This is a genomic window from Hymenobacter sediminis, assembly GCF_003231285.1.
Lineage (GTDB): Bacteria > Bacteroidota > Bacteroidia > Cytophagales > Hymenobacteraceae > Hymenobacter > Hymenobacter sediminis.
The window spans coordinates 89897-116279 of sequence record NZ_QKNS01000007.1; the positions used below are offsets into that span (position 1 = coordinate 89897).

The 26383-nt window shown below is 56.1% G+C and carries 23 protein-coding genes; 4 read left to right on the forward strand and 19 right to left on the reverse strand.

Annotated elements, in window-relative coordinates:
* Positions 1 to 41: 41 nt before the first annotated feature.
* The 11 genes from DNI29_RS17955 to mraZ form a co-directional block, all read right to left on the reverse strand.
* A complete protein-coding gene (locus DNI29_RS17955; protein WP_110979520.1) occupies positions 42 to 806 on the reverse strand; it encodes a cell division protein FtsQ/DivIB in 765 nt (254 codons plus the stop codon).
* Positions 790 to 2232: a UDP-N-acetylmuramate--L-alanine ligase gene (gene murC, locus DNI29_RS17960; RefSeq protein ID WP_438834631.1), complete on the reverse strand. Its 1443-nt coding sequence runs from the start codon at positions 2230 to 2232 to the stop codon at positions 790 to 792. Before murC ends, DNI29_RS17955 begins: the two co-directional genes overlap by 17 nt.
* A gap of 23 nt (positions 2233 to 2255) precedes the next feature.
* Positions 2256 to 3401, reverse strand: a complete 1146-nt coding sequence (gene murG, locus DNI29_RS17965; protein ID WP_110979756.1) for an undecaprenyldiphospho-muramoylpentapeptide beta-N-acetylglucosaminyltransferase — start codon at positions 3399 to 3401, stop codon at positions 2256 to 2258.
* Between the two features lie 215 nt (positions 3402 to 3616).
* Positions 3617 to 4795 (reverse strand): FtsW/RodA/SpoVE family cell cycle protein, encoded by a 1179-nt coding sequence (locus DNI29_RS17970; protein ID WP_110979521.1) that lies wholly within the window; start codon positions 4793 to 4795, stop codon positions 3617 to 3619.
* 70 nt (positions 4796 to 4865) lie between these two features.
* Positions 4866 to 6227 (reverse strand): UDP-N-acetylmuramoyl-L-alanine--D-glutamate ligase, encoded by a 1362-nt coding sequence (murD, locus tag DNI29_RS17975; RefSeq protein ID WP_110979522.1) that lies wholly within the window; start codon positions 6225 to 6227, stop codon positions 4866 to 4868.
* An 88-nt stretch (positions 6228 to 6315) separates the two neighbouring features.
* On the reverse strand, positions 6316 to 7536 hold the full coding sequence (gene mraY, locus DNI29_RS17980) for a phospho-N-acetylmuramoyl-pentapeptide-transferase (RefSeq protein ID WP_110979523.1): 1221 nt from the start codon (positions 7534 to 7536) through the stop codon (positions 6316 to 6318).
* A 109-nt stretch (positions 7537 to 7645) separates the two neighbouring features.
* On the reverse strand, positions 7646 to 9109 hold the full coding sequence (locus DNI29_RS17985) for a UDP-N-acetylmuramoyl-L-alanyl-D-glutamate--2,6-diaminopimelate ligase (RefSeq protein ID WP_110979757.1): 1464 nt from the start codon (positions 9107 to 9109) through the stop codon (positions 7646 to 7648).
* Between the two features lie 62 nt (positions 9110 to 9171).
* Positions 9172 to 11544 (reverse strand): PASTA domain-containing penicillin-binding protein, encoded by a 2373-nt coding sequence (locus DNI29_RS17990; RefSeq protein ID WP_238388136.1) that lies wholly within the window; start codon positions 11542 to 11544, stop codon positions 9172 to 9174.
* Entirely contained in the window at positions 11528 to 12256 is a 729-nt protein-coding gene (locus tag DNI29_RS24750) for an FtsL-like putative cell division protein (protein ID WP_202910515.1), read from the reverse strand. The genes DNI29_RS17990 and DNI29_RS24750 overlap by 17 nt, the downstream gene beginning before the upstream one ends.
* A gap of 2 nt (positions 12257 to 12258) precedes the next feature.
* Positions 12259 to 13200, reverse strand: a complete 942-nt coding sequence (rsmH, locus tag DNI29_RS18000) for a 16S rRNA (cytosine(1402)-N(4))-methyltransferase RsmH (protein ID WP_202910517.1) — start codon at positions 13198 to 13200, stop codon at positions 12259 to 12261.
* Positions 13197 to 13676: a division/cell wall cluster transcriptional repressor MraZ gene (gene mraZ / locus DNI29_RS18005; protein WP_110979524.1), complete on the reverse strand. Its 480-nt coding sequence runs from the start codon at positions 13674 to 13676 to the stop codon at positions 13197 to 13199. The genes rsmH and mraZ overlap by 4 nt, the downstream gene beginning before the upstream one ends.
* Before the next feature lie 302 nt (positions 13677 to 13978).
* Here mraZ and DNI29_RS18010 point away from each other — a divergent pair, with 302 nt between their 5' ends.
* From DNI29_RS18010 to DNI29_RS18020, 3 genes are all read left to right on the forward strand, one after another.
* The gene (locus DNI29_RS18010) at positions 13979 to 14431 is read left to right on the forward strand and encodes an HYC_CC_PP family protein (RefSeq protein ID WP_110979525.1); all 453 of its coding nucleotides are present in this window, start codon (positions 13979 to 13981) and stop codon (positions 14429 to 14431) included.
* 81 nt (positions 14432 to 14512) lie between these two features.
* The gene (locus DNI29_RS18015; protein WP_110979526.1) at positions 14513 to 16813 is read left to right on the forward strand and encodes a TonB-dependent receptor; all 2301 of its coding nucleotides are present in this window, start codon (positions 14513 to 14515) and stop codon (positions 16811 to 16813) included.
* Between the two features lie 88 nt (positions 16814 to 16901).
* Positions 16902 to 17273, forward strand: coding sequence for a heavy-metal-associated domain-containing protein (locus DNI29_RS18020; protein ID WP_110979527.1), 372 nt, complete (start codon positions 16902 to 16904; stop codon positions 17271 to 17273).
* Between the two features lie 68 nt (positions 17274 to 17341).
* Here DNI29_RS18020 and DNI29_RS18025 read toward each other — a convergent pair whose 3' ends face one another.
* Positions 17342 to 17920 (reverse strand): hypothetical protein, encoded by a 579-nt coding sequence (locus DNI29_RS18025; RefSeq protein ID WP_110979528.1) that lies wholly within the window; start codon positions 17918 to 17920, stop codon positions 17342 to 17344.
* 271 nt (positions 17921 to 18191) lie between these two features.
* Here DNI29_RS18025 and DNI29_RS18030 point away from each other — a divergent pair, with 271 nt between their 5' ends.
* The gene (locus tag DNI29_RS18030; RefSeq protein ID WP_110979529.1) at positions 18192 to 18929 is read left to right on the forward strand and encodes a LytR/AlgR family response regulator transcription factor; all 738 of its coding nucleotides are present in this window, start codon (positions 18192 to 18194) and stop codon (positions 18927 to 18929) included.
* Here DNI29_RS18030 and DNI29_RS18035 read toward each other — a convergent pair.
* The 7 genes from DNI29_RS18035 to DNI29_RS18065 all read right to left on the reverse strand — a co-directional run bounded on the left by DNI29_RS18035 (position 18926) and on the right by DNI29_RS18065 (position 26185).
* Positions 18926 to 19597 carry a fatty acid desaturase gene (locus DNI29_RS18035; protein ID WP_238388144.1) on the reverse strand — a complete coding sequence of 224 codons (672 nt, stop codon included), beginning with the start codon at positions 19595 to 19597 and terminating at the stop codon, positions 18926 to 18928. The two genes, DNI29_RS18030 and DNI29_RS18035, sit on opposite strands and share 4 nt — an antisense overlap.
* Positions 19598 to 19733: 136 nt before the next feature.
* A complete protein-coding gene (locus DNI29_RS18040) occupies positions 19734 to 20582 on the reverse strand; it encodes a 4-hydroxy-3-methylbut-2-enyl diphosphate reductase (protein WP_110979531.1) in 849 nt (282 codons plus the stop codon).
* A 343-nt stretch (positions 20583 to 20925) separates the two neighbouring features.
* The gene (locus DNI29_RS18045; RefSeq protein WP_110979532.1) at positions 20926 to 22125 is read right to left on the reverse strand and encodes a carboxypeptidase-like regulatory domain-containing protein; all 1200 of its coding nucleotides are present in this window, start codon (positions 22123 to 22125) and stop codon (positions 20926 to 20928) included.
* A gap of 281 nt (positions 22126 to 22406) precedes the next feature.
* Positions 22407 to 22988 (reverse strand): hypothetical protein, encoded by a 582-nt coding sequence (locus DNI29_RS18050; RefSeq protein ID WP_110979533.1) that lies wholly within the window; start codon positions 22986 to 22988, stop codon positions 22407 to 22409.
* Between the two features lie 26 nt (positions 22989 to 23014).
* Positions 23015 to 23857 (reverse strand): phytoene/squalene synthase family protein, encoded by an 843-nt coding sequence (locus DNI29_RS18055; protein ID WP_110979759.1) that lies wholly within the window; start codon positions 23855 to 23857, stop codon positions 23015 to 23017.
* Between the two features lie 100 nt (positions 23858 to 23957).
* On the reverse strand, positions 23958 to 25442 hold the full coding sequence (gene crtID / locus DNI29_RS18060) for a bifunctional phytoene desaturase/3,4-desaturase (RefSeq protein ID WP_238388137.1): 1485 nt from the start codon (positions 25440 to 25442) through the stop codon (positions 23958 to 23960).
* Between the two features lie 227 nt (positions 25443 to 25669).
* Positions 25670 to 26185 (reverse strand): sigma-70 family RNA polymerase sigma factor, encoded by a 516-nt coding sequence (locus DNI29_RS18065; RefSeq protein ID WP_088843003.1) that lies wholly within the window; start codon positions 26183 to 26185, stop codon positions 25670 to 25672.
* Between the last annotated feature and the right edge of the window lie 198 nt (positions 26186 to 26383).

Consider the following 26383-nt stretch of genomic DNA (forward strand, 5'->3'; position numbering starts at 1 on the left):
TAGCCTAACGTGCTATAAGGTAGCCTTTTAGACCGATAATTTTATTCGCAGATGATTTGGTCCTTGAACTCGACATTGACCCGGTGATAGGTATCCCAGCCGAGAACAGGAGGAATTTGACGGTAAAATACCATCAGTTTCGCAAATTTTTCTGAAATATTCTCAGGAAAGCCAAATTCGACACGTTGGTCGCCCACCTGCTGGGTGAAGGAGAGCTTACCATTTGACCCAACGAACACTTCAGCTACTTGAGCGCGCCAGAACGGCTTTTCATCGATGTAACGCAAAAACTCCAAGTAGCGCTGACCAGTGCTATCCTGAAAAAAGCTGGCTGACAGCGGCTGACCACCGAGCCGGGAGATGGGCACTACCCGTGCCGTAAATAGCGGCGATAAGGGCAGCCGGTTGCCATCGGCATCCAGGTAGCTGTCCTGGCGGGTGTCGCTGTGTACGAGGCGGGCGATAGGACGGTTCTGGCGCACATCGGCGTGCAAGTTACCAGCCAGGTCGCGGTACACCTGAGCGTCCTTGACGAAGCTGTGGGCCTTCAGGCGCGCTTCCAGGTCTTTCAGGTCGATATCGGCCGGATTGGCCCCTTCAAGGCGTTCTTCGCCCCGGCGGGTGAGCAGACTGGTTACCTCTCGTTCGCTGATAAAGAAGTTATTGAATTCATTGCTAATGGACACAATAACCCCACCCACCGGCCGATTGGCCTGCCGCAGGGCGGCAAATGCCCCCAACGCTAGCAGCAGCACCAGGCAGCCCGTGGCAAACAGTAAGTTATTCGCTTTACGCTTCAGCTCCATTCCAGCGAAGATTCAAAATATTCTTTAATCTAGGCACCAACTGGTCAATGTCTCCGGCCCCAACGGTGGCTAATACGTCAAAATTCGGATTGGTTTCGGCATTCCGCAAAATTTCTTCTTTCGACTGCAGTGTTTTCAGCGGAGCCGTTATTTGGGACAAAATCAATTCCGACGTCACGCCCGGCATAGGCAGTTCCCGCGCCGGATAGATATCCAGCAGCACTACCTCATCCGCAAGACTCAGGCTTTCAGCGAATCCCGGAGCAAAGTCGCGGGTGCGGCTGAACAGATGGGGCTGGAAGATTACTCGTAACTGCCGACCCGGATATAGAGCTCGTAGGGAACGTAGGAACGCCTCAATTTCGCGTGGGTGATGAGCATAATCATCTACATACACTTTGGGCTCCTCAGGAGTACCTGCGGTAAGAATGAATTCGAACCGGCGCTTTACTCCGCGGTAGGCGGCTACGGCCGATTGTAGTTGCTCCGCACTGAGACCATACAGCTGGGCTACGCAAGCAGCGGCTAGCATATTCTCGACGTTATGGTAGCCGGGCACCGCCAATTCTAGGTTTTCTACTGTTCCTTGCGGACCGTGCAAGGTAAACTGAAACCGATGGCCCTCAGCCGTAATAGCATCAGCGTAGAGCTCGGGGCCCTGCTCCAGTGAGAGGCCGTAGCGAAGTACCTGCACGCCCTCAGGCGCAGCCGCTGCCACGCTGGGGTCGGCGGTATGATTGATGATAAGCGTGCCACCCGGCTGAATCTGCCCCACAAACTGTCGGAACGACTCTACTAGTGCTTCTTTGTGCCCATAAATGTCCAGGTGGTCAGCATCGGTGCTGGTGACGATGGCAACGGTAGGAAACAGCGTCAGAAAGCTTCGGTCGTACTCATCGGCTTCTACTACTACCGGCGTAGTGGCGGTTGGAGCCGAAGCCGGGGGTAGTAACAAGTTAGAGCCCAGATTCACGGCAATACCACCCAGGAAGGCCGCGCTCGGCACGCCAGCATGCTGCAGTAAGTGCGCTACCATGCTGCTGGTGGTTGTTTTGCCGTGCGTTCCAGCCACGGCAATAGTTGGCCGGCCTTGGGTCAGGAGGCCCAGCACTTGGCTGCGCTTGCGGATATCGTAGTTCTGCTCCCGCAGCCAAGCCCATTCTTGGTGGTCTTTGGGAATAGCGGGCGTGAGAACTACGAGGGTTTGAGCCCGATTCTCGCGTACCTCGGCCGGAATGTTTTCTACCGCATCCTCATAGTGCACGGCTATGCCTTCGGCACTTAGAGCTTCTGTGAGGGGGGTAGGCGTTTTGTCGTAGCCACTAACGGAGTGCCCATTGGCTTTAAACCAGCGTGCCAGGGCCGACATGCCGATGCCGCCGATACCGAGGAAAAATACGTGAGGAAAAGCCGTTACAGGATTCAACGTCAGAAGCAATTAGAGGGCAATTAAGAAACGAGCCGTGCAGAACGAGCCGGCATAAGCTTTTCCAGCTCATCGACGATGGTAGCTGTGGCCTGGGGCCGGGCCAGCTGCCGGATGTTAGCAGCTAGCTCCTGTTGGCGGGTTTGGTTGCGGAGCAGAGCCAGAGCCTCATCATAGAGTGTAGCGGCGGCTTCTTCATCTCGTACCAGCAGAGCAGCATCTTTGCGAGTGAGGGCCAGTGCGTTCTTGGTTTGGTGGTCTTCGGCCACGTTGGGCGAGGGGACCAGAATGCTGGGCTTACCCGTGAGGCACAACTCGGATACAGACAGCGCCCCAGCCCGGCTAACCACCACATCGGCGGCGGCATAGGCCAGGTCCATGCGGCGCACAAACTCCAGGGCCTGCAGATTATTGGCGGCAAACGGAGCGGCTTGCTGTTGCGCCTGGGGGTAGTACGCTTTACCTGTTTGCCAGAGCAGCTGCACACCTGCTTCGCGCAGACGCGGCAAGGCTGCGGCCGTGGCCTGGTTGAGTGTACGCGCACCGAGGCTACCTCCTATTACCAGTAACACCGGTCGGTCAGCATCCAGCCCAAAAAATGCCAGCGCTTCGGCACGCTGCCCATCTGCTATTTCAGTACGCACGGGGTTGCCAGTAAGCACCAGCCGGTTGGCGGGGAAGAAGCTCTCCATGCCTTCGTAGGCCACGCAGATGCGCTGGACCCGCTTGGCCAGTAGCTTATTGACGAGGCCGGCATAGGAATTCTGCTCCTGAATCAGGGACGGAATACCGCGCGAGGTAGCCGCCAGCAGCACCGGAGCTGATGCGTACCCCCCTACCCCCACTACGGCATCGGGCCGAAACTTCTCGATAAGCTTGCCAGCCTTACGCACAGCGCGCATCACCCGAATAGGAAACAATAGGTTCTGGGGCGCGAGGCTGCGCTGCAGACCCGTAATATCAAGGCCAACAATATCATAACCGGCCTCTGGCACGCGCGTCATTTCCATGCGGCCATTGGCGCCCACAAACAGGATTTCCGCCTCGGGATGGCGGCGGCGTACTTCGTTGGCAATAGCCACCGCCGGGAAAATGTGCCCACCCGTGCCGCCGCCGCTGATGATGATGCGGTAAGGAGCCGAATGGGATGCTGTGGATGTTAAAGGCATGAAATCAATCTTGTACTGCTTTCCAAGCGGACAGCGATACGCCAAACTCTTGGTAAGCAAATTCTTTTGCCTGCTTTGACTGTCCTGTAAATAGTCATACAGGCAATCATGCTCCTGGTTGTATATGAAGAGGTATCACTCTGCTTCGGGGCGCCCTACTCAATTACAAAGCAAAGGCTCTCATGACAGGTCAGTAGCTTCACTATCAACCGAAACTAGGCGTACTGGGATACGCGCGGAATACGGGCAGTATCTTCAGGTTCGCCCACCATGGGTCGGATTTCTCGTTCGCCCCGGCTTACGGCCAGAATAATACCGATGCTGATACCAGTGAAAATCAAGGAAGTACCTCCCATGCTTAGCAGGGGTAGCGGCAGACCCGTAATCGGGCCTAGGCCCACGGCCACACCCATGTTCACCATAGCCTGCAGCACCAAGCTAAAACTCAGGCCCGCCGAGAGTAGCCCCCCAAAGGCACCGTAACTGTTGATTACTGTTTTCAGCCCTCGATACAGAAAGGCTAGGTAGAGAAACAAGACCACTACCCCTCCAAACAGACCATACTCCTCAATGATGATGGCGTAAATAAAGTCGGAGTACGGGTGAGGCATGATGTTGCGCTCAGTGCTCTTGCCAGGCCCCTTGCCAAACAGGCCTCCCGTGGCTTCGGCAATGTAGGCGTGCTCCAACTGAAACGGCACCGGCTTGCTCTTATCCGTAAAGTTCTCGATGCGGGAAAGTACCGTTTTGTAGCGCTGACCTGCAACCAGGCCCACGCCGCCTACTACTACCCCAATAGCCACCATCACAACCATCTGCTTAAGCGGCACCCGGCCAATAAACATCAGCAGTAGGCAGGTAGCAAACAGCAGCAGGGCGGTAGAAGCGTTGGAAAGAATAATCAGCCCGCAGATAACCCCCACCCACAGCATTACTGGCAAGAGCGTCGTCTTGAAGTCGCCAACGTTTTGTTGGCGGCGGCTGAGCATTGAGGCTAGGTGCGAAATCAGAGCCAGTTTGGCTAAGTCGGAGGGCTGGAACGTTTGGTTGATAACCGGAATGGTTAACCAGCGCGACGCCTCGTTGATGTTCGAGCCCATCACGAAAGTGAAGATGAGCAAGGGCACTGAAATCAGTAGGGCGTACAGAGACAAGCGCGAGTAGTAGCGGTAGTCAATGCGGTGAGCCAGCCACATGAAGAACAGGCCCACGAAAATCAGACTAGTGTGCTTGAACAGGAAGTACTCCGTGTTGCCGCCCATTTTCTTGTACGCCAGCGTACCCGTGGCCGAGTACACCACCGCAATAGAGATAAACGAAAACAGCAGCACGATACCCCAAAGCACGGGGTCACCCTTCAGATTTTGCCGCAGCCAATTGGTAATGGGTTCCATGGCGTTGAAATAGTGAAATGGTGAAGTGTGATGAGTTTATAAACAATCTATTTGGCAGCGCCGCGGCAGATTAAGCTTTCTGCAGCTCCGCCACAGCAGCGGCAAATTGTTGGCCCCGATCCTCATAGTTGCGGAACAGGTCAAAAGAAGCGCAAGCAGGAGAGAGCACCACCACGTCGCCGGGAGCAGCAAGCTCGGCGGCGCGGCGCACCGCAGTGGTTATACTTTGTGTTTCTTCTAAATGAGGCACCACACCACCAAAACTGGCTTTCAGCTTTTCGTTATCCACTCCCAAGCAAATCAGGGCTTTCACCTTTGACTTAGCCAACGGAATCAGGGTAGTGTAATCGTTACCTTTATCAGTGCCGCCGGCAATCCAGACGATAGGCTGCCGGATACCATCGAGGGCGTACCAGGCAGCTTCCACGTTGGTGGCCTTGCTGTCATTGATGAAGGTAGCACCGCCTATTTCACCCACGGCTTGCAGGCGATGGTCGGCGTTGCGGAAGGTTGCCAGGCCGGCTTCGATTTGCTCGGCTGTTAGTTCGGCAATACGGGCGCATAACACAGCCGCCAGCATATTCTGACGGTTGTGCTGGCCAATAAGCGGCGAACTGGCCACGCTGACTTCTTCCCCATCCAACCCCAGACCAGGCGCCAGGTTAGTGCACAGGCAGTCCTCGTGGGTGTAGTAGCCAGCCAGTTGCACATCGGGGCGGCGGTGCAGGCTGAACGGGAGCTGAATAACCGGGCGCAGCGCGGCCGGGAAGTAGCGCTGAATCGTCTCGTCGTCGGCGTTGTAGATAAAATACTGCTCGCTGTCCTGGGTTTGCGTGATGCGCAGCTTGGCCTTGGCGTAGCTTTCCAGGGAATAACCGTACCGGTCGAGGTGGTCGGGGGTGATGTTGAGTAGCACTGAAACCCAGGGCTGAAACTCGTAGGTATCGTCGAGCTGGAAGGAGCTGAGTTCTACCACGTAGTACTCGTGCTTGTCTTCTATAATCTGCTCGGCCAGGGAATAACCTACGTTACCGGCCAAACCCACATTTAAACCTGCTTCCTTCAGTAGGTGGTAGGTGAGCAGCGTGGTAGTGGTTTTGCCGTTGGTACCGGTAATGCAGATGCACTTGGCTTGAGTGTAGCGCCCAGCCAGCTCGATTTCTGAAATGATAGGCGTGTTCTGGGCGCGCAGAGCCTGGATTACCGGGGCCTTTTCCGGAATGCCGGGGCTTTTTACTACCTCTTCGGCCTTCAAGACCTCTTCCATCGTGTGCTGATTTTCCTCGAAAGGAATACCAGCCTGCGTCAGTTTCTCTTTGTAATCAGCGCGAATAACTCCGCGGTCCGACACAAACACCGTGTGCCCTTTGGCCTGCGCCAGCAGCGCAGCCCCTACCCCACTTTCTGCGGCTCCGAGTACGACGTAGTGCATGTTATTTCAGGTGATGATGTGAAGGAAGGCGACGGAAGGCATAGGGGACAGATGGTACATTTCCCTACCCCTCCGGCAGCCTGAAAGGTTAGCGAAGTTTCAGCGTTACCAGCGTCAGGACGGCCAGCATGATGCTCACAATCCAGAAGCGCGATACGATTTTGGATTCGTGATAGCCTAGCTTCTGATAGTGGTGGTGGAGCGGCGACATGCGCAGCAAGCGGCGGCCTTCGCCGTACTTGCGCTTGGTGTACTTAAAGTAGCTCACCTGCACCATAACCGAAAGGTTTTCAATGAGAAACACTCCGCACAACACCGGAATCAGCAGTTCTTTCCGCACAATGATGGCCAGCACCGCAATAATGCCCCCAATGGCCAAGGAGCCCGTGTCGCCCATGAACACTTGCGCGGGGTAGCTATTGTACCACAAAAAGCCCACGCACGCCCCCACGAAAGCTGTGCAAAAGATTACCAGCTCCCCCGAGTTCGGAATGAACATTACATCGAGGTAGTCGGCCAGCAGAGCGTTACCGCTCACGAAGCAGAAGATAGCCAGCGTAATCCCAATAATAGCCGACGTACCAGCCGCCAGGCCATCAAGCCCATCGGTGATGTTAGCACCGTTGCTGACGGCAGTAATAATCAGGATGACGATGGGAATGTAGAAGAAAGCGTAGTACTCATTGAAGAAGTCGCCGGCGGTAGCAAACAGGTCGCCGTAGTTCAGCTCGTTGTTTTTCAGGAAGGGTACAGTGGTAATCATCAGCTTCACGTCCTGGTACACGGAGCTGGCATCTACGGCTGAGAACGAGCCGTTGGGCAGCGCGTATTGGCGCACAGTTACGTCGTTTGAGAAGAACAGCACCCAGCCTACCGTCACACCCAGGCCTACCTGCCCTAGCACCTTGAACCTTCCGGCCAGACCTTCCTTATCCTTCTTAACTACTTTAATATAGTCATCTACAAAACCAATCAGCCCCAGCCACACCGTGCTCAGCAGCATCAGCACCACGTAAATGTTGTCGAGCTTGGCGAACAGCAACACCGGCACCAGAATGGCCAGCAAGATGATAAGCCCACCCATAGTTGGGGTACCTTTCTTCTCGATCTGGCCCTGCAGACCCAGGTCGCGCACGGTTTCACCAATCTGCCGGCGTTGCAAAGCGCGAATAAGCGGGGCACCAAAGAACTGCGCAATGATCAGGGAAGTAACTACCGCCAGTGCTGCCCGAAAGGAAATGTATTGAAATACACCCGCGCCCGGCAGGTGATGCACTTTGTAGAGGTAATTAAAGAGGTAATAGAGCATGGGCGCGAGGGTCAGCAGTTGGGGTTCAGAGAGTATCCAAGCTGCAAAGGTTCAGGTTTTTTAAAGCTGGTCAAACGTTGCGTTTGTGCGGATTTTGGATTATTCAGCGCTATTTGCCTAATAACCCGAACATTTCGGTAAGCACCTGCTTGTCGTCGAAGTCGGTTTTCACGCCTTTGATTTCCTGGTAGGTTTCGTGGCCTTTACCGGCTACCAGCACAATATCGCCGGGCTGAGCCAGGGCTACAGCCGTTTTAATAGCTTCGCGACGATCCGCAATGGTCAGTACTTTTCCTTGGTTCTCAGTGGGCACGCCGGCCTGCATCTGGGTCAGGATGTCGTTGGGGTCCTCGAAACGCGGGTTGTCAGAAGTGAGCACGGCGCGGTCGGAGAGCTGAGCGGCTAGGCGGGCCATGATGGGTCGCTTGGCGCCGTCGCGGTTGCCGCCGCAGCCTACTACCGTAATAACCTGTTGGCTGGGTTGGCGAATATCAGCAATGGTTTGGAGTACATTTTCCAGTGCATCGGGGGTGTGAGCGTAATCTACGATGCCGGTAATGCGCACCCGCTCCGATACCACCGGCTCGAACCGGCCCGGCGCCGAAGTCAGCCCCGACAGTACCGTTAGCACCTCTGTGGGCTCTTCGCCTAGCAGCACCGCCGCGCCATAGATGGCCAGCAGGTTGTAGGCATTGAACACCCCAATCAGACGGAACTGCACTTCGCGACCATCAATTTCCAGGTGCAGGCCGTGCACGGCGTTTTCAATCAGGCGGCCCCGGAACGTGGCAGCATTACGCAGTGAATAGGTCTCGCGGCGGCCTACCACGTTCTGCAGCATCACCGGGCCACGCTTGTCGTCTTGGTTGGTGAGGGCAAAGGCCGACTTCGGCAGCATATCGAAGAAGCCTTTTTTGGCTTTCAGATAAGCATCGAAGGTGCCGTGGTAGTCGAGGTGGTCGTGAGTGAGGTTAGTGAAGATACCTCCCGTGAAGTGCAGGCCCGTTACGCGGTGTTGCACCACGGCATGGGAGCTGACCTCCATAAACACATGTGTGCACCCCGCCTTAAGCATGCGGGCCAGCAATTCATTCAGCCGGATGGCATCGGGCGTGGTGTGGGTGCTCGGAATAACCTCCTCATCAATTTGGTTTTGCACCGTGCTCAGCAGGCCGCAATGGTAGCCCAACTCACGAAACAGCTTGTGCAGCATGGTGGCGCAGGTAGTCTTACCGTTGGTACCCGTTACGCCTACCAGCTGCAGTTGCCGCGAAGGGTTACCATAGAACTCGGCAGCCATGCGGGCCATAGCCTCAGCACTGTCCGGCACCTGCACGTAGGTAGTACCGGGCTCCAAGTTGGCGGGCAAATCTTCTACTACCACTACCGCAACCCCTTGCTCCACCGCTTTCGGAATGAACTGGTGCCCGTCGGTAGCCGTGCCTCGTAAGGCAAAAAACACCGCGCCTGGGCCTGCCTGGCGCGAGTCAAGGGTGAGGCTGGTTACGGCCACATCAGCAGCACCGTGCTGGGCACGAACCGTAACGGCTTTCAGAAGAGTGGGAAGAGAAATTGGTGTATTCAAATCGGTTCAGGCTCTAAGCCGCTTGTGTCTTTCTGATTAGCGAAGCCTGGTTAGGCTTTCGACTTAGGTTTGATAACTGCCGCAGCCGCTTTAGATGGAGCTTTTTTAGCAGCCTCTGTTTTCTTGGGAGTAGCGCTAGCGGATTCTTTCGCATGGGCAGGCGCCTTCTTTTTATCAGCAGTTTTGCCGCCATTGCCGGCATTAACTGTTGCTGATTCAGAGCGCGGAGTACGTGCATCGGCCAGAGTGGCTAAGCTGGGGGTTGGCGGTGCGGCTGGCAGTGGAGCTGCGAGCCGTCCCCCAATGGGTTCCAGCTGCAACACGATGGTAGTACCCCGCCGGGCGGCTGAACCCACGGCTATCGACTGCGCCTTCACCCTACCCGTGCCTACAGCCCGAACCTTCAGGCCCCGATTCTCGAGTAGAAATAGTGCGTCGCGGAGGGTCATACCTTGCACGTTGGGCACTCGGCCAGGCCGCACGGCCATAGGCTTCAGGCTCAGACTTTCCGCTTCGGAGTCGGTAGGCGCGGTACGCACCCAGTCCTCGGCACCGGTTGCGCCATTGTGGGTCACCCCCAGCTTGGTAAACACCATCGACAGTTCATCCTGCATGCCAGCCGGCACCGCTGGCACCCGCGACTTGCGCACCGGCGCGCGAGCCAGCAACGGGCGTTGCGAAGCAGCGTCGCGGGCCATGGCTTTGTCGGCTACCTCGCGGAATACGGGAGCGGCTACGTCGGCGCCGTAAATGCGGCCGTTCTTGGGCGAATCGACCACGACGATGCAGCTATACTTGGGGTTATCGGCCGGGAAATAGCCACAGAAGCTAGTAGAATAGGTGCGGGTGTAGGCGCCGTTCTTGAACTTCCAGGCCGTACCGGTTTTGCCTGCAATCAGGTAGTCGTTGGTGCGGATGCCGCGGGCCGTGCCGTGTTCCACTACCCCCTCCATCATGGCCCGAACCTTCTGCAAGGTTTCATCGGAACAGATTTTGGGAATGAGTACCTGAGTTTCAAACCGTTCCAGCACCTTATCAGCCTGCTTGATTTCCTTGACAATCATGGGCTGCACCTTCACGCCTCCGTTGGCAATGGCGTTGTAGAAGGCCAGCGTCTGCAAGGGAGCCAGCTTCAGCTCATAGCCAATGCTCATGGTGGTGAGAGAAGTCCGGCTCCAGCTCCGGTCGTGCGGATCTTTGATGTAGGGGCGGGCCTCGCCGGCCATCTGGAAGCCCAGCGGCTTGTCCAACCCGAAGCGCTTGAGGTAGTCGGTGTACTTCTCGGGGCTCTTGCTGAACACCCGGTCGGCCAGCATGGCTACCCCAATGTTGGAGGACTTCTCGAATACCTGTTGCAGGGTGATGCGGCCGTAGGGGTGCGAGTCGGTTTTAACGGCTCCGCCTATCTTTTTGGAGCCAGTATTGCCGGTATTAATCGTGTCGGTCAGCTGCAGGTCGGGGTCTTCCTCGAAGGCAGCCATCATGGAAGCCAGCTTGAAGGTAGAACCCGGTTCAGTACGGCCCTGGTCAGCAATGGCGTAGTTATAGTCTTCGCGGTACACGCCCTCATCTACTTTGCCCAGGTTGGCTACTGCCTTGATTTCACCGGTTTTTACCTCCATCAGAATGACGGTTCCGTACTGAGCGTTGTTTTCTACCAGCGACTTGTACAGTGCGTTTTCAGCTACGTCCTGGAGGTTGATGTCCAGGGTAGTCTTCACGTCGTAACCAGGCTGGGGCTTTACTTCGGTACCGTCGTAGATAGGCTTGTTGCCGCCGGGTAGGCGTTCGAACAGGGCCTCGCCGTCTTTGCCCGCCAGGTGGCGGTTAAAGGTAAATTCAAGGCCTGCACCATTTTTATCCTCGTTCACGAAGCCAATGGTACGCTGAGCCAGCCCACCGAAAGGCCGGAAGCGTTTGTCTACCTTCTCGAAGATAGCACCGCCCTTGTTCTTGCCCTCCCGGAAGATGGGCCACTTCGCTAACTCCTTCTTCTCCTGGAAGTTGATCTGACGGGAGTTCAGACGCAGGTAACGAACCGAGGGTTTGGCATTCTTGGCATTGCGGAGCTTGCGCGCATACTCACCGGGCGTCCGGTCGCCGAAAAAGCGGGACAGCAATAAGGCCAGCGAATCGACTTTGGTTTTAAACAGCTCCTTATCAACCACGCTGGGGTCCCAGGCCACCCGGTAGAAGGGCAGCGAGGTCGCCATGATGCTTTCGTTGTCGGAGTAGATGTTACCGCGGGTAGCAAATACGGGCTGGTACACAATGCGGCGCTCCTGCTCCAGGGCACTCCATTTGGCGCCCTCCTTGAACTGCACCTGGGTTACGCGCCACACAATGGCGCACGAAAACAGGCACACCCCCAGAAAGGCCAGCCGAACGCGGGTTACAATGCTCTTTTTAACGTTTCCTTTCATTGCGGCGCGGTTGAGCTGAACGATTGGAAGTGGTAGATTCAGTAGCAGGCTCGCCGTTGAGGTCGGTGCCGATGGGAACGGGCGGAGCGCCTACCTCCACCGAGTCGCCGACTGATGGTCCACCGGCCCGGCGCAGGGAGTCGGCCTTGGCCCGGGCCGTCATGGCAGCCACCGAGTCGGCCGTCAGAATAGGGAGCATATCCAGTTCGGCCTCATCCAGGCGGCCGGCGGGTACGGTAATGCGGAAGGGCGGCGAAGAGCTTTCCACCAAGCCATAGGCCGCTACTTTGCGGGCTACCTCGCTTTGCTTGCTGGCCTCCATATAATCCGATTTCAGGGTTGTGTAGTCGGCGCGCAGGTCCTCAGTTTCCAATTTTAGCTTCTGGATGCTGCGGTTCATGCGGGTAGCATAGTGGGTGTTACCGATGTACACCAGCGTCAAAAACATAATGAAGAGCAGGTGGGGCAGATAGCGCACCGGCAAGCCTTCCCGGAACAGCCCATCCACCCTGGTTACGCGCTCCAGCAGCGAAAACACACTCCAAGTGCTACGCTTCTGGGCGGCCGGGCGGGGCTCCCGCGGTGCCTTGGGGCGGGGCGGAGGGGTAGGCTCCGGCTCGGGCGGGCGCACCGGCTCGGGCGCGATGGGCGCTACCTGCCGCGGGGCATTCACACGAGGCTGATTCGCAGGTCGGAGGGTATTGGTAGCCATGCTCAGTTTTTAATTGCGATGCGCAGCTTTGCCGAGCGGGCGCGGCTGTTCAGAGCTATTTCTTCAGAAGAGGCCTCCACCGGTTTGCGGGTAAGAGCCTCGAAGGGCACACTGGTGCGACCGAACAGGTCTTTCTCTACTTCCCCGAAGAATTTGCCTTTGGCAATGAAGTTCTTCACCAGCCGGTCTTCTAAGGAATGGTAGCTCATGACTACCAAGCGGCCGCCAGGGCGCAATACTTGTGCCGTTTGCTCCAGCATTTGCTGCAGAGCCGCCATTTCATCGTTGGCTTCAATGCGCAGAGCCTGGAAGACCTGGGCCAGGTACTTGTTTTCCTTGCCACGAGGCGTGACTGGCGCAATGGCCTTTTTGAGGCCGGCAATGGTGGTAATGCTCTGCCCACGCCGAGCCGACACAACTGTAGCGGCCAGAGTGCGGGCGTTAGTTACTTCCCCGTACATGCCAAAAATACGGTGCAGTTCGGCCTCCGAATACTCATTAATAATATCAGCGGCTGAAGCATCTTCCCCGTCGGGGTTCATGCGCATGTCCAGGGGGCCATCGAAACGGGTACTGAAGCCCCGCTCCGGCGTATCAAACTGGTGCGAAGACACGCCTAAATCGGCCAGCAGCCCATCTACGGGCAGGGCGTCGTGGCGCTTGAGCTCCTGGTGCAGGTAGCGGAAGTTGCTGCGGATGAAGGTAAACTGGGGCCGGGCCAGCTTTTCAGCCTCGTGCTCGGCATCAGCATCCTGGTCGAAGCTGTATAGGTGGCCCGCCTCGTCAAGCCGCTCTAAAATTCGGGCTGAGTGCCCTCCCCCACCGAAGGTAACATCCACGTAGCGGCCGTTAGGCTGCAGGTCGAGGCCTTCGAGGCACTCGCGCAGCATCACGGGGCGGTGGTAGGCAGTATCGTTATGGTATTCGTTCAAGGCGTTGCTCATGCGGCCAGGGGGCCGCCAGGGCCGGTTTCGGTGGTCAAAAATTTCTGGGCCAGCTTCGAGAAGCTCTGCTGGTCTTTTATGAGGAAGTCATCGTAGCGCTCCGGGTCCCAAATTTCGCAGCGGTTGCCTAGCCCTACAATAATGGCTTCCTTCTCGATGCCAGCGTAGCGCAGCATCGTCCGGGGGAGCATAAACCGCCCGATGGTATCCAGCTCTACCTCCGTCATGCCCCGAAAGAAGTTACGCTGAAACTGCCGATACTCCTCATTAAACTCATCCAGCGCCATCACCTTCTCATGAATCACGCGCCACGCAGCCCGGGGATACAGCACCAGACAGGGCTCAAACCCGCGCACCAATACCAGCTGGTTGCCGGAGGCTTCGGGCAGGTTAGCCTTCACCTTCGCCGGCAGCACTAGCCGACCTTTGGGGTCGAGCTTGCACTCGTATTCGCCGGAGAGCAGCTGGGTTATCATGTGAGGGAAGTGCAGGCATGGGAACGGGGTATAGCAAAAGTACGGAACCCGCCGGAAAAGGCCACCACGATTTACCATTTTCTACCACTTCTAAAATAGGTCTTTTCGGGCTTTTTGGGGGCTTTTTTCCAAAGTGAGGGGGTAGCCCGGACCTAGCTTGCCAGAATGTCAGTCCCGATCAGGTAGCATTCTTAGCAGGGTAAGGTTGAGCTTATGCGGAGGGGTAGGGTAAGATTCCGTACCTTTTGTTTCCGGATTCTGTACCTGGGTAAGCGGCAGGTATGTCGTATATTTGCAGTGTAATGAAACGCCCTCTGCTCCATCGGCTCTTCAGCATCTGGCTGGCTCTGCTGGTACTTACCACTTCGGTAGGCCTGACGGTGCAGCAGCATACCTGCCGGGAAAGTGGCAAGCATACGGCGTCGGTTATTTTTAGCCCCGAGCGGCATGGCTGCCCGGCTCCCAAGCCGGCGGCCCACTCTGATTCGCACCAGGCCAAGAAGGCCCAACTAACCAAGGCGTGCTGCGAGTTTGGCGCACACTTTCATAAGCTGGATGCGCCCTCAGCGGAGCTGGCCTGGGTAAAAGCACCTGTACCAGCCCTGATGCCTGCGTGGCCTGCGGCTACTGTGTGGCCTTCGGTACCCCCTACTCCCCTGCTGCTTTCCGAAGCTAGGTGGCATGCCGCCGACTCTTCGCCGCCGTTACGGGCCGGGCGGGAACTGCTCACGTTTGTCGGCGTCCTGATCGTCTAGGATTTCTCTTCTGGACCTGTTTCTCAACGGGCTGGAAGGCCTTGTTGGGCTTCTGAAGAGAAATCCTAACTACCTGACGATATGAACTCTTTTCCCGGTCCGGGCCGTCTGCTGACGGCCGCCAGCTTCATGCTGGGCAGCGCTTTTGCCGCTGCGGCCCAAACCCCTGATGCTTCCACGGCCCCCGTGCGCGGGCAAGTGCTCGATGGCACTACCAACTCGCCTGTTCCTGGTGCGGTAGTGCGCTGGCTGAGCGCCCCCACTACCGCCGCTACTACTGATGGCCAGGGCTCTTTTTCCCTGGCCCGACCTGCGGGCTCCGACGCTCGCCTGATCATCAACTTCCTAGGCTACCTCCCCGATACGGTGCAAGCCTCCGGAAGTAGCTACCTACGCATCCCGCTCCGCCGCTCCGCCGAGTTGGGTGAGGTGACGGTGGAAGGCCGGGCCCCCTCCTACTCCGGCCTCACGCCCACCAATACCCAGGTTATTACCAGCCGCGACCTGACCAAATCGGCCTGCTGCAACCTGGCTGAGAGCTTCGAAACCAACGCCTCCGTAGAGGTTTCTACCACGGATGCCGTATCGGGTGCCAAGCAGATTCAGCTGCTGGGGCTGGATGGTGCCTACTCCCTGCTTACGATTGATAATCAACCGGCTCTGCGCGGCCTAGCCTCACCCTACCGCTTAGGTTACCTGGCTGGCCCCTGGATTGAGAGCATTGATATCATCAAAGGCATGGGCTCGGTGGTGAATGGCTACGAAAGCATTTCGGGACAGGTAAACGTGCGCCTCAAAGAACCAGATAAAGCGGAGCGGCTGCTGTTCAACGCCTATGGCAACGACCTGGGCAAGTTCGATATTAACCTGAACCTGGCCACGCCCCTCAGCAAAAAGGTAAGCACCGCCCTGCTGCTGCACACTGACCACCTGGGCCGCCGCGTGGACCGCAACAAGGATGGCTTCCTGGACCTGCCGCTGGCTACCCAGTACAACCTCTTTAATAAGTGGAAATACCTCTCGGGAAAGGGTTTAGTGATGGAGGTAGGGGTAGGCGCTTTGCGTGAAACGCGCCAGGGTGGCCAGTTGGGCTACCGCGAGGAAAACCCGGGGGGCTTTTATGGTACTACCCAAGAAACCAACCGCTACACTGGCTACGCCAAAACCAGCTACACCTGGCCCGGCCGACCCTACCAGAGCCTGGGGCTTATGCTCAGCGGTACCGACCACGATTTTACCTCCCGCTATGGCTTGCGGACGTATGATGGCACCCAGCGCACAGGGCAGGCTACCTTACTGTTTCAGAGCATCATCGGCACTACGGCCCATACCTACCGCGCGGGCCTGAGCTTCCTGCACGACGATTACCGCGAGGTGTATAAAACGGGCTTCACTTACCCCACCGAAACGCCGGCCCAGCGCTACGCTCGGGAGCACCGCAACCGGCTGGAGCAGGTACCCGGCGCCTTCGCTGAGTACACCTACCAGAACAGCCGCAACCTGACGGTAGTAGGTGGCATGCGCCTTGACCGCCATAACCTTTACGGTTGGTACTTGACCCCGCGCCTGAATGTGAAATACGATCCGGCTAAGAACACTGTGCTGCGCCTGGCTGCCGGCCGGGGCTTCCGTACGGCCAACCCCATTGCTGAAAACTCCGGCATGCTGGTCAGTTCCCGGGAGTTTGTCATCAGCCCGATGTTGCGGCCTGAAACGGCCTGGAACGTGGGCGGCTCCTTCACGCAGTATTTTAATGCCTTTGGCCGCCCCGCCACGTTCATCACCGACTACTACCACACGGAGTTCCAGAACCAAGTGGTATCGGACCCTTACACAAACTCCGAGCAGCTGATTATCACGAATCTGGATGTTACGGGCGGACGCTCCTACTCACGCAGCTTCCAGGCCGAGGTGCAGGTAGAGCCGGTAAAAGGGCTACACGCCAAAGCCGCCTACAAATACCTCGACGTAAAGACCACTTATGCCGGGGAACTGCTGCCCAAAGTGCTTACGCCCCGGCACCGGCTGTTCCTGAATTTGGGCTATGCTACCGCCTTCGATAAATGGAGGGCCGATTTCACGGTGCAGGGTTTCGGCAAACGCCCACTGGCCCATGCGCCCGGTAGTGAAGGCCACCAGCACGGCACCGGCGAAAGCACACTCTCTTTTGCCCCACGCTATGCCCTGCTGAATACTCAGCTAACTCGTGCCTTCAAGCGGTTTGAGGTGTACGCGGGGGTAGAAAACCTGACCAACTACCGTCAGCCCAATCCCATACAGGGTGCCTACGCCCCCTTCGGTCCTGATTTTGACGCGGCCATGATCTGGGGGCCGATTTATGGTCGCCTTACATACGCCGGACTGCGGTTTACAATTAACTAGCGCGGAGCTTCGCCTGCGCGTACATTTGGCACGCTTCTTTCACCGGAGCTGCCGGCACTTTCTTCTCACTCATTGCTGTTTCTTCTTTATGAAGCTTCTGACCTCATTCTTCCTCGCTTTCTCTTTTCTGTTCCTCTCCGTTAGCACGTTTGCGCAGGGTAGCAAACCCAAGGCAAAAGGCCCAGCTACGGAAACGCTGCAGGTGAAAACCTCCGCCGTGTGCGACATGTGCAAATCTCGCCTGGAAAAGGCGTTGGCTTATGAGAAGGGCGTACAGGAAGCCAACCTCGATGTTTCGAGCAAGATCCTGACTGTTACGTATCGTCCTGATAAAACCACGCCGGCCGCCCTACGTGCTGCCGTGCAGCAAACCGGCTATGACGCCGACGACAAAACGGCCGAAGCCCGTGCCTACGACCGGCTACCCGACTGCTGCAAGAAAACTAACGCAACTCACTAGTCAATACTGAGTCATACCAATTAAAAGCCCGTCTGCACCTTGCAGACGGGCTTTTTGCTTAAAGGGGGCTATGCCGCAGCTAGGGTGGGCCGGGTTTGAACCTCGAATTGCAGATTGGCCTGAAATGCCAGGGGCCGAGTGAGGCGGCGGCGGTTGGTGCCCGATATTTCAAGAGTAAACCACTCGGAACGCAGAAACTCCAGCAGATTGGGTTGTCCCTGTAGTTCCATGTCAATACGGGCGGCGTGCACGTTGCGGGGGCCGAAGGTAGCAATGGGGATTTTTCGGCTGTTGGCAGTTAGGAAGCAGCTTCCGCTTTCCAGGGCGCCCAGCGTTGGGGTACCGCGGCCAATAGCCTGGCCCTGGGGCTGGTTCCAGGTCAGACAGGCTTCGCGCAGGGTAACGGCCGTAACGCTGGGGTGCGTAAGCGCCGACAGACAGGGTAGGGAACCAGGTAGCGTTGTCTCGCAGAGAAAAATAAGGTCCATGCCGGGGTCAATCCGCAGATTGATGGCCCGCGTGCTTAAGCCAAACGCCGTGCGCAATGAACGGCGCAGCCCCTCATGGTGGGCAATAGTTAGGGCTACCCCCAGCACCACAGGTGGGGCCAAAGAAGGCGAAACAGTAGAAGCAGGTGTGGTTTTCATGGCCGATGAGAAGGTAGGTGCGCTCGGTCAATCGTTAGAAGCAGAAGCACAGGAAGCACATCTCACAGATTACCTGTAACTACACTATTCCTTGCTGCGGAAGAAGCTAATACTGTGCTGGTTGTAAATATGGCAAAGTAGAGCAACCCAATCCAAAAGTAGACCAGCAGGCAGCTGAACAGGTCTAAAATTGTTTTCTTTTTATAAATAATAATACGATTCGGCTTTATCTTCCTATATTCACGCTACTACTTAGAATCATACTATTAAAATGAAAATCACCTGCGTGCTGTTGGATGATGATCCGCTCGTATTGGACCTGCTGCAGGCCTACGTGGTGATGACCGACATTCTGGATGTGAAGGCCACGTTTACCGACCCGTTGGACGCACACCGGTATTTGATGGAAAATCAGGTGCAAGTGCTGTTTTCCGACGTAACCATGCCCCACTTGAGCGGCCTGGATCTGGTTCGGTCCCTGCAGCAACCTCCATTAGTGGTGCTCATGACCGCCTACCCCCAATATGCTATGGAAGGCTTCAACCTCGATGTCATTGACTTCTTGTTGAAGCCTATTTCGTTGGACCGCTTTCTGAAGGCTGTGAATAAAGTAGCGGGCATTCTTCGCGTAAATACGGCCGGCTCTGATGCTCAGGCCGATGCCCTGACCGGTTGGGGCTCCTTTTTTATCCGGACCGATGCCCAATTTGTGCGCCTGCACTACCGCGAGGTGCTCTATATTGAGGCTCTAAAGGATTTCACCAAAATCAATACTTCCGACGGCCGCACCCACCTTACGCTGGTGAACCTGAAAAACCTGGAGGAGCAGCTGCCACCCGGTCTTTTCATCCGTACTCATCGCTCCTACCTGGTCAACTCAGCGCGTATTGATTCTGTGAGCAACCTGGAAGTGAAAGTAGGCGGCCACGCCCTGCCCCTGGGGCAAACCTATCGGGAGCGAGTAACAGAACGCATTGTAAACCGCTCCCTGATTCGGCGTCAGAATTAGGCCGCTCTTTCTGCAGCTTCCTTAGCCCGCCACAGCCGCCACCAAGGCAGGTAGGGTTGGTCATGGTGCTCGTAGTGATACCCGAAAAAGTAGCAGCTCAGGAAAGCCCACACATGGTGCCGCAACTGGCTGCGCGACTTATGCGGGTTCTCGGGGGCATGTTCGCCGCGGTGGGGCAGGTAGGTACCGAAGAAAAACAGTTGCAGCGTAGCAAGCACGGCTGGAATCATCCAGAAGGCAATGACATTTTCCTGCGGAAAGAAAAGCTTCAGCACGTTGTAGGTAATGGCCATTAGCACTACCTGCGCTAGGGTCACGTAGTTCCAAGCAAAACGCACAAACCAAAGCACAAAGCTTGGGTGGCGGCCGTCATGAAAGTCGGGGTCTTCGCTGGTGGCAACGTGGCGGTGGTGAGCATGATGCTTGGGCAGCATCCGCGGAAACCAGTTGAAAGCAAACAAGCCTGCCGTTAGAGTCCCGATAAAGTTGTTTAAGCGCTTATTGGGGCTAACCACGCCGTGCATGGCATCGTGCGCCGTAATGAATAGCCCGGTGTAAAGGTGCATTTGCAGCAAGGCCAGCAGGTAGGGCCAGGGCGTGCGCCAGTTGGGTTCATAAAAAGCCAGGAGGTAGGCCAAAAGACCTGTCCAAGCAGCCACAACAAGCATGGCCACCAGCACGCCCTTACTCCCGAGGGGGGTAGGCTGCACCCGGCGTAGCTGAGTAGCCGAAAATGCTTTTTCCGGGCCAGCTTCAATCAACGGGCTATGTACTTCCACCTCACGCATGGGCTTACAAACGAATTTATAAGGCCAGCAAGGCGTCGCGGACCTGCTCCATCTGCCACATGGGCGTACTGGTAGCCCCGCAAATCCCTACCGACTGCCCCGGCTGAAACCATGAGGAGCACAGTTCGTCAACCTTGGAAATGAAGTGAGTAGCCGGATTAGTTTCCTTGCAGACCTGGTAAAGCACTTTGCCATTGGAGCTTTTGGTGCCTGACACAAACACTACTTGGTCAAACTGAGCGGCAAACTTCCGCAGGTCCTTGTCTCGGTTGCTGACCTGGCGGCAAATAGTATCATTGGCATTCACTTGGTAGCCGCGCTGCTCTAGCTCGTCTTTGATGCGGTAAAACGAGTTGGTGCTTTTGGTGGTTTGGCTGTACAAGGTGATGTTGGCCGGCAGCTCGTGGCGCAGCAGTTCCTCCAGGTTTTCAAACACCACGGCCTGCCCACTCGTCTGGCCCAACAGCCCACGTACTTCCGCGTGGCCGTGCTTGCCGTAAATGAAAATCTGATCCTGACGGTCGTAGCTGCTCTTGATGCGGTTCTGCAGTTTCAGGACTACGGGGCAGGAGGCATCTACTAGGGTTAGGTTGTTTTCCAGAGCCATCTGGTAAGTGCTGGGCGGCTCGCCGTGGGCCCGAATGAGCACGGCTTCGTTGCGCAGCTGGGCCAATTGCTCATAGTTGATGATGCGCAGGCCACGCTGCTCCAGCCGCTCTACTTCCTCGTCATTGTGCACAATGTCGCCGAGGCAATATAAATAGCCCTGCTCGTCAAGCAGGTCCTCGGCCATCTGAATAGCATAAATTACGCCGAAGCAGAAGCCGGAATTGGGGTCGATACGGACGCTCAGGTGGTGCGGCATACTAACAGAGTAACTGTCGAGGTGACCAGAAGGTTACAGCGGGCAGAAGATACAAGGAGTTTGTTATTTCGCTTGCCACGCGTAGCCTGATCTGCTTTCCTAACAAAAGGCAGCCGCAGAAAGTTAACATCTTGATAATCGAGCTATTGCCACTTGACTATACTATGTACTAACACTGAAGGCCAACCCTACCCCCTCTGCTTGATAACAAAGTAACTGCTACCCGCCTACCCCCCTTACAAACTGTAACAGAGGCAAACGGGCAGCAACTACCTACGCAACAATATTCGATTTAGATTCCAGAAATGAGAAACTGAGCAATTCGCTTCGCTCCTGCTTTCCGTTAGAAGGAACCAAAGGCCTTCCGCTTTTCTAAATCCCGAATTACTTGCTCTTCCACGGGGCTGGCCCGCAATACTTCCCGGTCGCGCCAGAACTTGGCGTTGTAGTTCTGCTTCATCGCCTGCTTCAGGTCGTTGTAGTTCACGCCCGTTGTCTTATAGCCTTTGGCGGCCGGTTTTGCGGTGTTCTGGTAGAAGAACAGGTTACCGCTGATTTCGGTAGTATCGGGCTTGCCCTGGTAGCTGAGCACAATGCGCTGATCGGCTCGTACAGACTGCAGGCGGCTCAGGGAATCATTGGCGGCGCTGAAATCCGTAACCATCCGGAAGGTCTGCGAGGCCAGGGTAGTACCTTCCGAGAACTGCAGCGTCATCAGATTTCCGATGGGCACATTGGACTCTATACGCCGGATAGCCGCTGTTTTGAAGTCGAGATACAACGTGCCGAACGTAGCCGGCTGGTTTAAATCGAGCCGCGGAGTGAAATCGATAACGGCCGTTTCCTGCCCTTTGTCCTGCAGCACCTCGCGCAGCTGAAACTTAAATTGCTTTTCAGCCAGGGGGCTCAGTGGCACGGCCAGCGTCCGGCGACTAGGCTTGGGCTCAAACACCGGAATGAGTCGCACGGCGGCCGAAAAATTGCTCATATCGACGCCGGTTTCTTCGGCTACAGTGGCGTAGCGGGCCTGCTCCAGCTGCCAGCCGCCTATGCCTTGGTTGGTAAAGCGGACATCATAGAAAGCATCCAGAAACTCGGAGTATTGGCTGTTATGCCGCTGCTTCTGCCGGTAGAAAGCTTTGCCGTACTGCTCCTGCTTCTGGTGGCGGGCCAGCTTGGCATATGCCCGCTTTACCAGTTCTGAGGCTACTTGCTCCGGGTTGCGTACGCGCACTTCGGGCAGAGCCACCGTGCTCGAGCTTAACGTAATCAGAATGGGGTCCGTTGCTGACTTGATTTCGACCGTGGTAGGCGCGTAGCCCAAGCTGATAATGGTTATTTTTTGGGGCACTTTGGCCACCCGCAGGCTGAATTCGCCTGCTTCGTTAGTAGCCGTGCCCAGCTCGTTGACTGCCTGCGTTACTGTGGCGTAGGGCACTGGCTGACGCTTTTCATCAATCACCCGGCCCTTAAGCGTGATTTGCTGAGCCTGAGCTAGGGAAACAGTTGTTAGGGCTACCGTCAGAATTAGAGCTGATTTCATCAAATTATAGGGGAGAGTTACGAACGTAGGGCCGCTTATAAGGCGAAGGGTGCCTTAGAAACGTGGGAACAGCATTTTTGATGTACTGTACGCTGCTTTTTCCAGGCGGCTCCTACCTGCCCAAAGCGTGCCAAAGATATCCGGGTAACATTTTATCAGATAGCTGGCTTGCCTAGATTAAGCTCCCCTACCCCCTTTGCAGAGCCGCAACTGGCACGGTATAAGCGCAAAAAAGCTCCCGCAAGGCAGGAGCTTTTTGTAGGACTAGAAGGCCGGAAAAATTAGAGTTGTCGCAGCTTTTGTGCCTCAGTATCGGATACGTGCCCCCGATCTACCATAAATGTGCGGACCAGCCCAAATGACTCCGCATCAAGACCGGAGTTGGGGTGTTTGAGCAGGGTAGATACCAGAAATTGCCGATCCTCGTCTACGTGCGGGCTCAAGCCCAGGAAACTGGGTAGGTTGCTTTCCACGCTCAGGCGCAGAAACCGAATTTCTGCGTTGTCGGAGTCTAGCTTTACGGCCTGCTCGAACAGTTTGCTGGCATTCTGCACGTAGGTCAGCTTATTGAACATGGAAGCGTCGCGGGCCCGGATGGCTTCGGCGGCCGCTTTGTAAGCCAGCACCACGGCGTCCTGCTTGTCGTAGGCGGCCATGAGCTGATAGAACTTCTCGCCAGCTTCTTTACTGGCGGCAGCCTGCTGGTACTGGCGGCGCAAATGAGTTACAGAGTACGGATTAGCTTCGGTGGACACGAGGGTGGAGAGAGTCAGGAGGAAAGAGAGAAATAGAAGTCGGAGCAGCTTCACGCGGCGCAGGATTCGTAGAACAATGAGGAAGCAAGCAGCTGCAAAGTTGTTCATAAAATCCGGGCTTAGGAGCAGTTTTGCTATACCCGCGCCAGCCGATACCGGAAGTAAGAGCCCAACAGCAGCAATAGCTTGGTGTTGTTAGGTACGCGCACCCGCTCGCCCAGGATACGTTGAGCTGGCAGCTGCCGAATCTTATGGAAGAGCTTAAGGTAGTAGACGTAAGCTAGGTACACACCCAGCCGCGCCGCCCGCGGTAGCTGCACAATTCCGGCGTAGCCTGCCTCAAAATCCAGCCGGATATCGGTTTCTATCCGTTGTTTCACTTCGTCGGTGAACCGCTCGTACTGTACCCCCGGGAAATACACACGCCCGCGTTCCTCATAATCGGAGCGGATGTCGCGCAGGAAATTAATTTTTTGGAATGCAGAGCCCAGTCGACGTGCCGGCTCGCGCAGCCTTTGAAACATAGCCTCGTTGCCTTCACAGAAAATGCGCAGGCACATCAGCCCCACCACCTCCGCCGAGCCGTAGATGTACTGCTCATAAAGCGACTGATTATAGCTCCGGTCGTCGAGGTCCATTTCCATGCTGAACAGGAAAGCATCGATAAACTCCCGGTCGATGCCGTACTGGTGCACCACGTCCTGAAAAGCATGCAGTACAGGGTTCAGGCTGATGCGCAGGTCCAAGGCCTCGTAGGTCTGGCGCTTGAAATCCTGAAACAGCGCCGCTTTATCGTGCTCATGGAAGGTATCCACAATTTCATCGGCCCAGCGCACGAAGCCATATACCGAGTACACCGGCAGGTGAAACCGCTGGTCGAGCGTGCGGATGCCCAGCGTGAAGGAGGTGCTGTAGCGTTTGGTAATCAGCTTGCTACACGCCCGGCTGGTTTCGGTGAAAAGAGCAACGTGGTCCAACGGATGGCTGTTTTTAGCTACTGATGTTTTCAATTGGCGGGAGCTGCTACCCCCCTGAAGTAACGGAAAGCCCGCTACTTCAGGAAGGTGCGTTTCCTACTTAGTTTTCTTTTTCAATTTCTCCTGCCACTACCTGCCCCGATATGAGCGAAGGTGGTACGCCAGGACCGGGCACCGTAAGCTGACCCGTAAAATACAGATTACTAACTTTTTTGCTTTTAAGCGCCGGCTTTAAGATGGCCGTTTGGCGCAACGTATTCGCCAAGCCGTAGGCGTTGCCCTTATAGCTATTGTAATCCTGCACGAAATCCTGGTGGGCGTAACTGCGCTTATACACCACCGCGTCGCGGATGCTAGTGCCGCAGTGACGTTCCAGCCGATCCATAATCAGGTGGTAGTAATGCTCCCGGGTGTCCTCAGGGTCGGGTAGGTTGGGGGCCACCGGAATCAGCAGAAAGAGATTCTCGCAGCCCTCCGGCGCCACCGATGGGTCAGTCTGCGACGGGGCCGACACGTAAAATAGGGGGCGGGTGGGCCACTTCGGGTCTTCGTAAATTTCTTCGGCGTGCAGGCTGAAATCCTCGTCGAAGAACAGGTTATGATGCCGCAGCTTGGGTAGGCGCTTGTTTACGCCCACGTAAAACAGCAACGACGAGGGCGCCATCGTGCGCGAGTCCCAGTACTTCTCGTCGTAATGGCGCCACTCGGGGGCCAGCAAGTGCTGCTCGGCGTGGTGGTAGTCGGCACCGGCCACTACTACATCGGCGGCCCGGAAGCCGGCGGCGGTTTGCACGCCCGTTGCGCGGCCGCGTTCCACCACAATTTCCTGCACGGGCGCGTTGTACTCAATCTGCACGCCACGCTCCTGGGCCAGCTGCACCATGCCTTCCACAATCTTGTGCATGCCACCCATGGGGTACCAGGTACCCAGGGCTAAGTCGGCGTAGTTCATGAGAGAGTAGAGGGCCGGCGTATTTTCGGAGGTAGCCCCCAAGAACAGCACCGGAAACTCTACCAACTCCAATAAGCGTGTGTCTTTGAAAAACTTGCGTACATGCTTGTGCATGCTCTGCAGCAAATCAAGGCGCACGGCATCTACTACCAGGCGCGGGTCCATGAACTCCAGCAGGGAGCGGCCGGGCATGTGCACGAATTTGCCGATGCCTACCTCATACTTGTAAGCCGCCTGCCGCAGAAACTCATCGAGGCGGGCGGCGCTACCGGGCTCGTACTGTTCAAATAGTGCCCGCAGCTCCTCCATGCGGGCCGGAATATCTACCGTTTCCTGGCTCTTAAACACTACCTGGTACGAGGGGTCCAGGCGCACCAACTCATAGTAATCAGAAACTTTCTTGCCGAAGCGGGCAAAGTATTGCTCAAAAATATCGGGCATCCAGTACCAGCTCGGCCCCATATCGAAGGTAAAACCCTCAGCCCGGAACACGCGGGCCCGGCCTCCCGGTCCTTCGTTTTTCTCCAGAATGGTAACGCGGTAGCCGCGCTGGGCCAGGGAGGTAGCGGCGGCCAGCCCGGCGAAGCCCGCCCCGATAACCAGAACATGTTTAGAAGTAGAGGCGGTAGTCAAATGAGCAGGGTATTGGTGGGGTTGGTACGCGAAGATGAGAAGTATCCAGATAGTAGCCGGTCGCTTCCTCATCTACATACTGCGGAGCTCGGCAGATGTTTCAGAGAACAGGCTACCCTAGCTCCTACCCCGCAAAAACAGACGGGCCGCGAACCACGCCGCCAGAAGCTAACGTCGTCCGCGGCCCGCGATACGCCCGGGGCGGGTCTGTACTCTCTCCCTATTCCCTACACGCCGGGGGCGTATGTCTTCAGCGCCTGCTTGAGTTCTTTGCGGGCGATGTGAATACGGTTCTTAACGGTTCCAATCGGAATCTGCAGCTTCTCTGCAATTTCCAGGTACTTGTAGCCGATGTAGTACATCATGAACGGAGTCCGGTAGTCGGCGGAAAGACCGGCAATGGCTTCGTTGATATCTGTTACTACGAAATCGGAGGTAGCACCGTTGTGCGTAATGTAATTTTCGTCGGTATTAAAATATTGGAAATACTCTGTGCTATCAATATTGCTATTGCGCTTGGTAATCTTATTGTAGTTGTTAATGAAGGTGTTGCGCATGATGGTGTACAACCACGCCTTCAGGTTGGTGCCCGCCTTGAACTTGTCCTTGTTCAGCAGCGCTTTGAGCAGGGTTTCCTGTACCAGGTCCTTAGCATCGTCAGCGTCGCGGGTCAGGTTCATCGCCACGGGCTTTAGAGAGTAAGAAATCTTCTGTACTTGGTTGGTGAATTCCAAAGAGGTCATACTGTTTAGCTTTTCGTGGCAAAAAGTTAAACAAATATACGAGCGTATCTGAATGTATCAGTACCTACATCAATTTATTTTTCCTTCTACCCTCTCCCGTCGCAAAAATCAGCTTGTTTGAAATAACAATCTGATAATCAATATATAACAAATACATCTTTCGCTCTAACCGAAAGCCTTACTACCCCTACTGCCTGT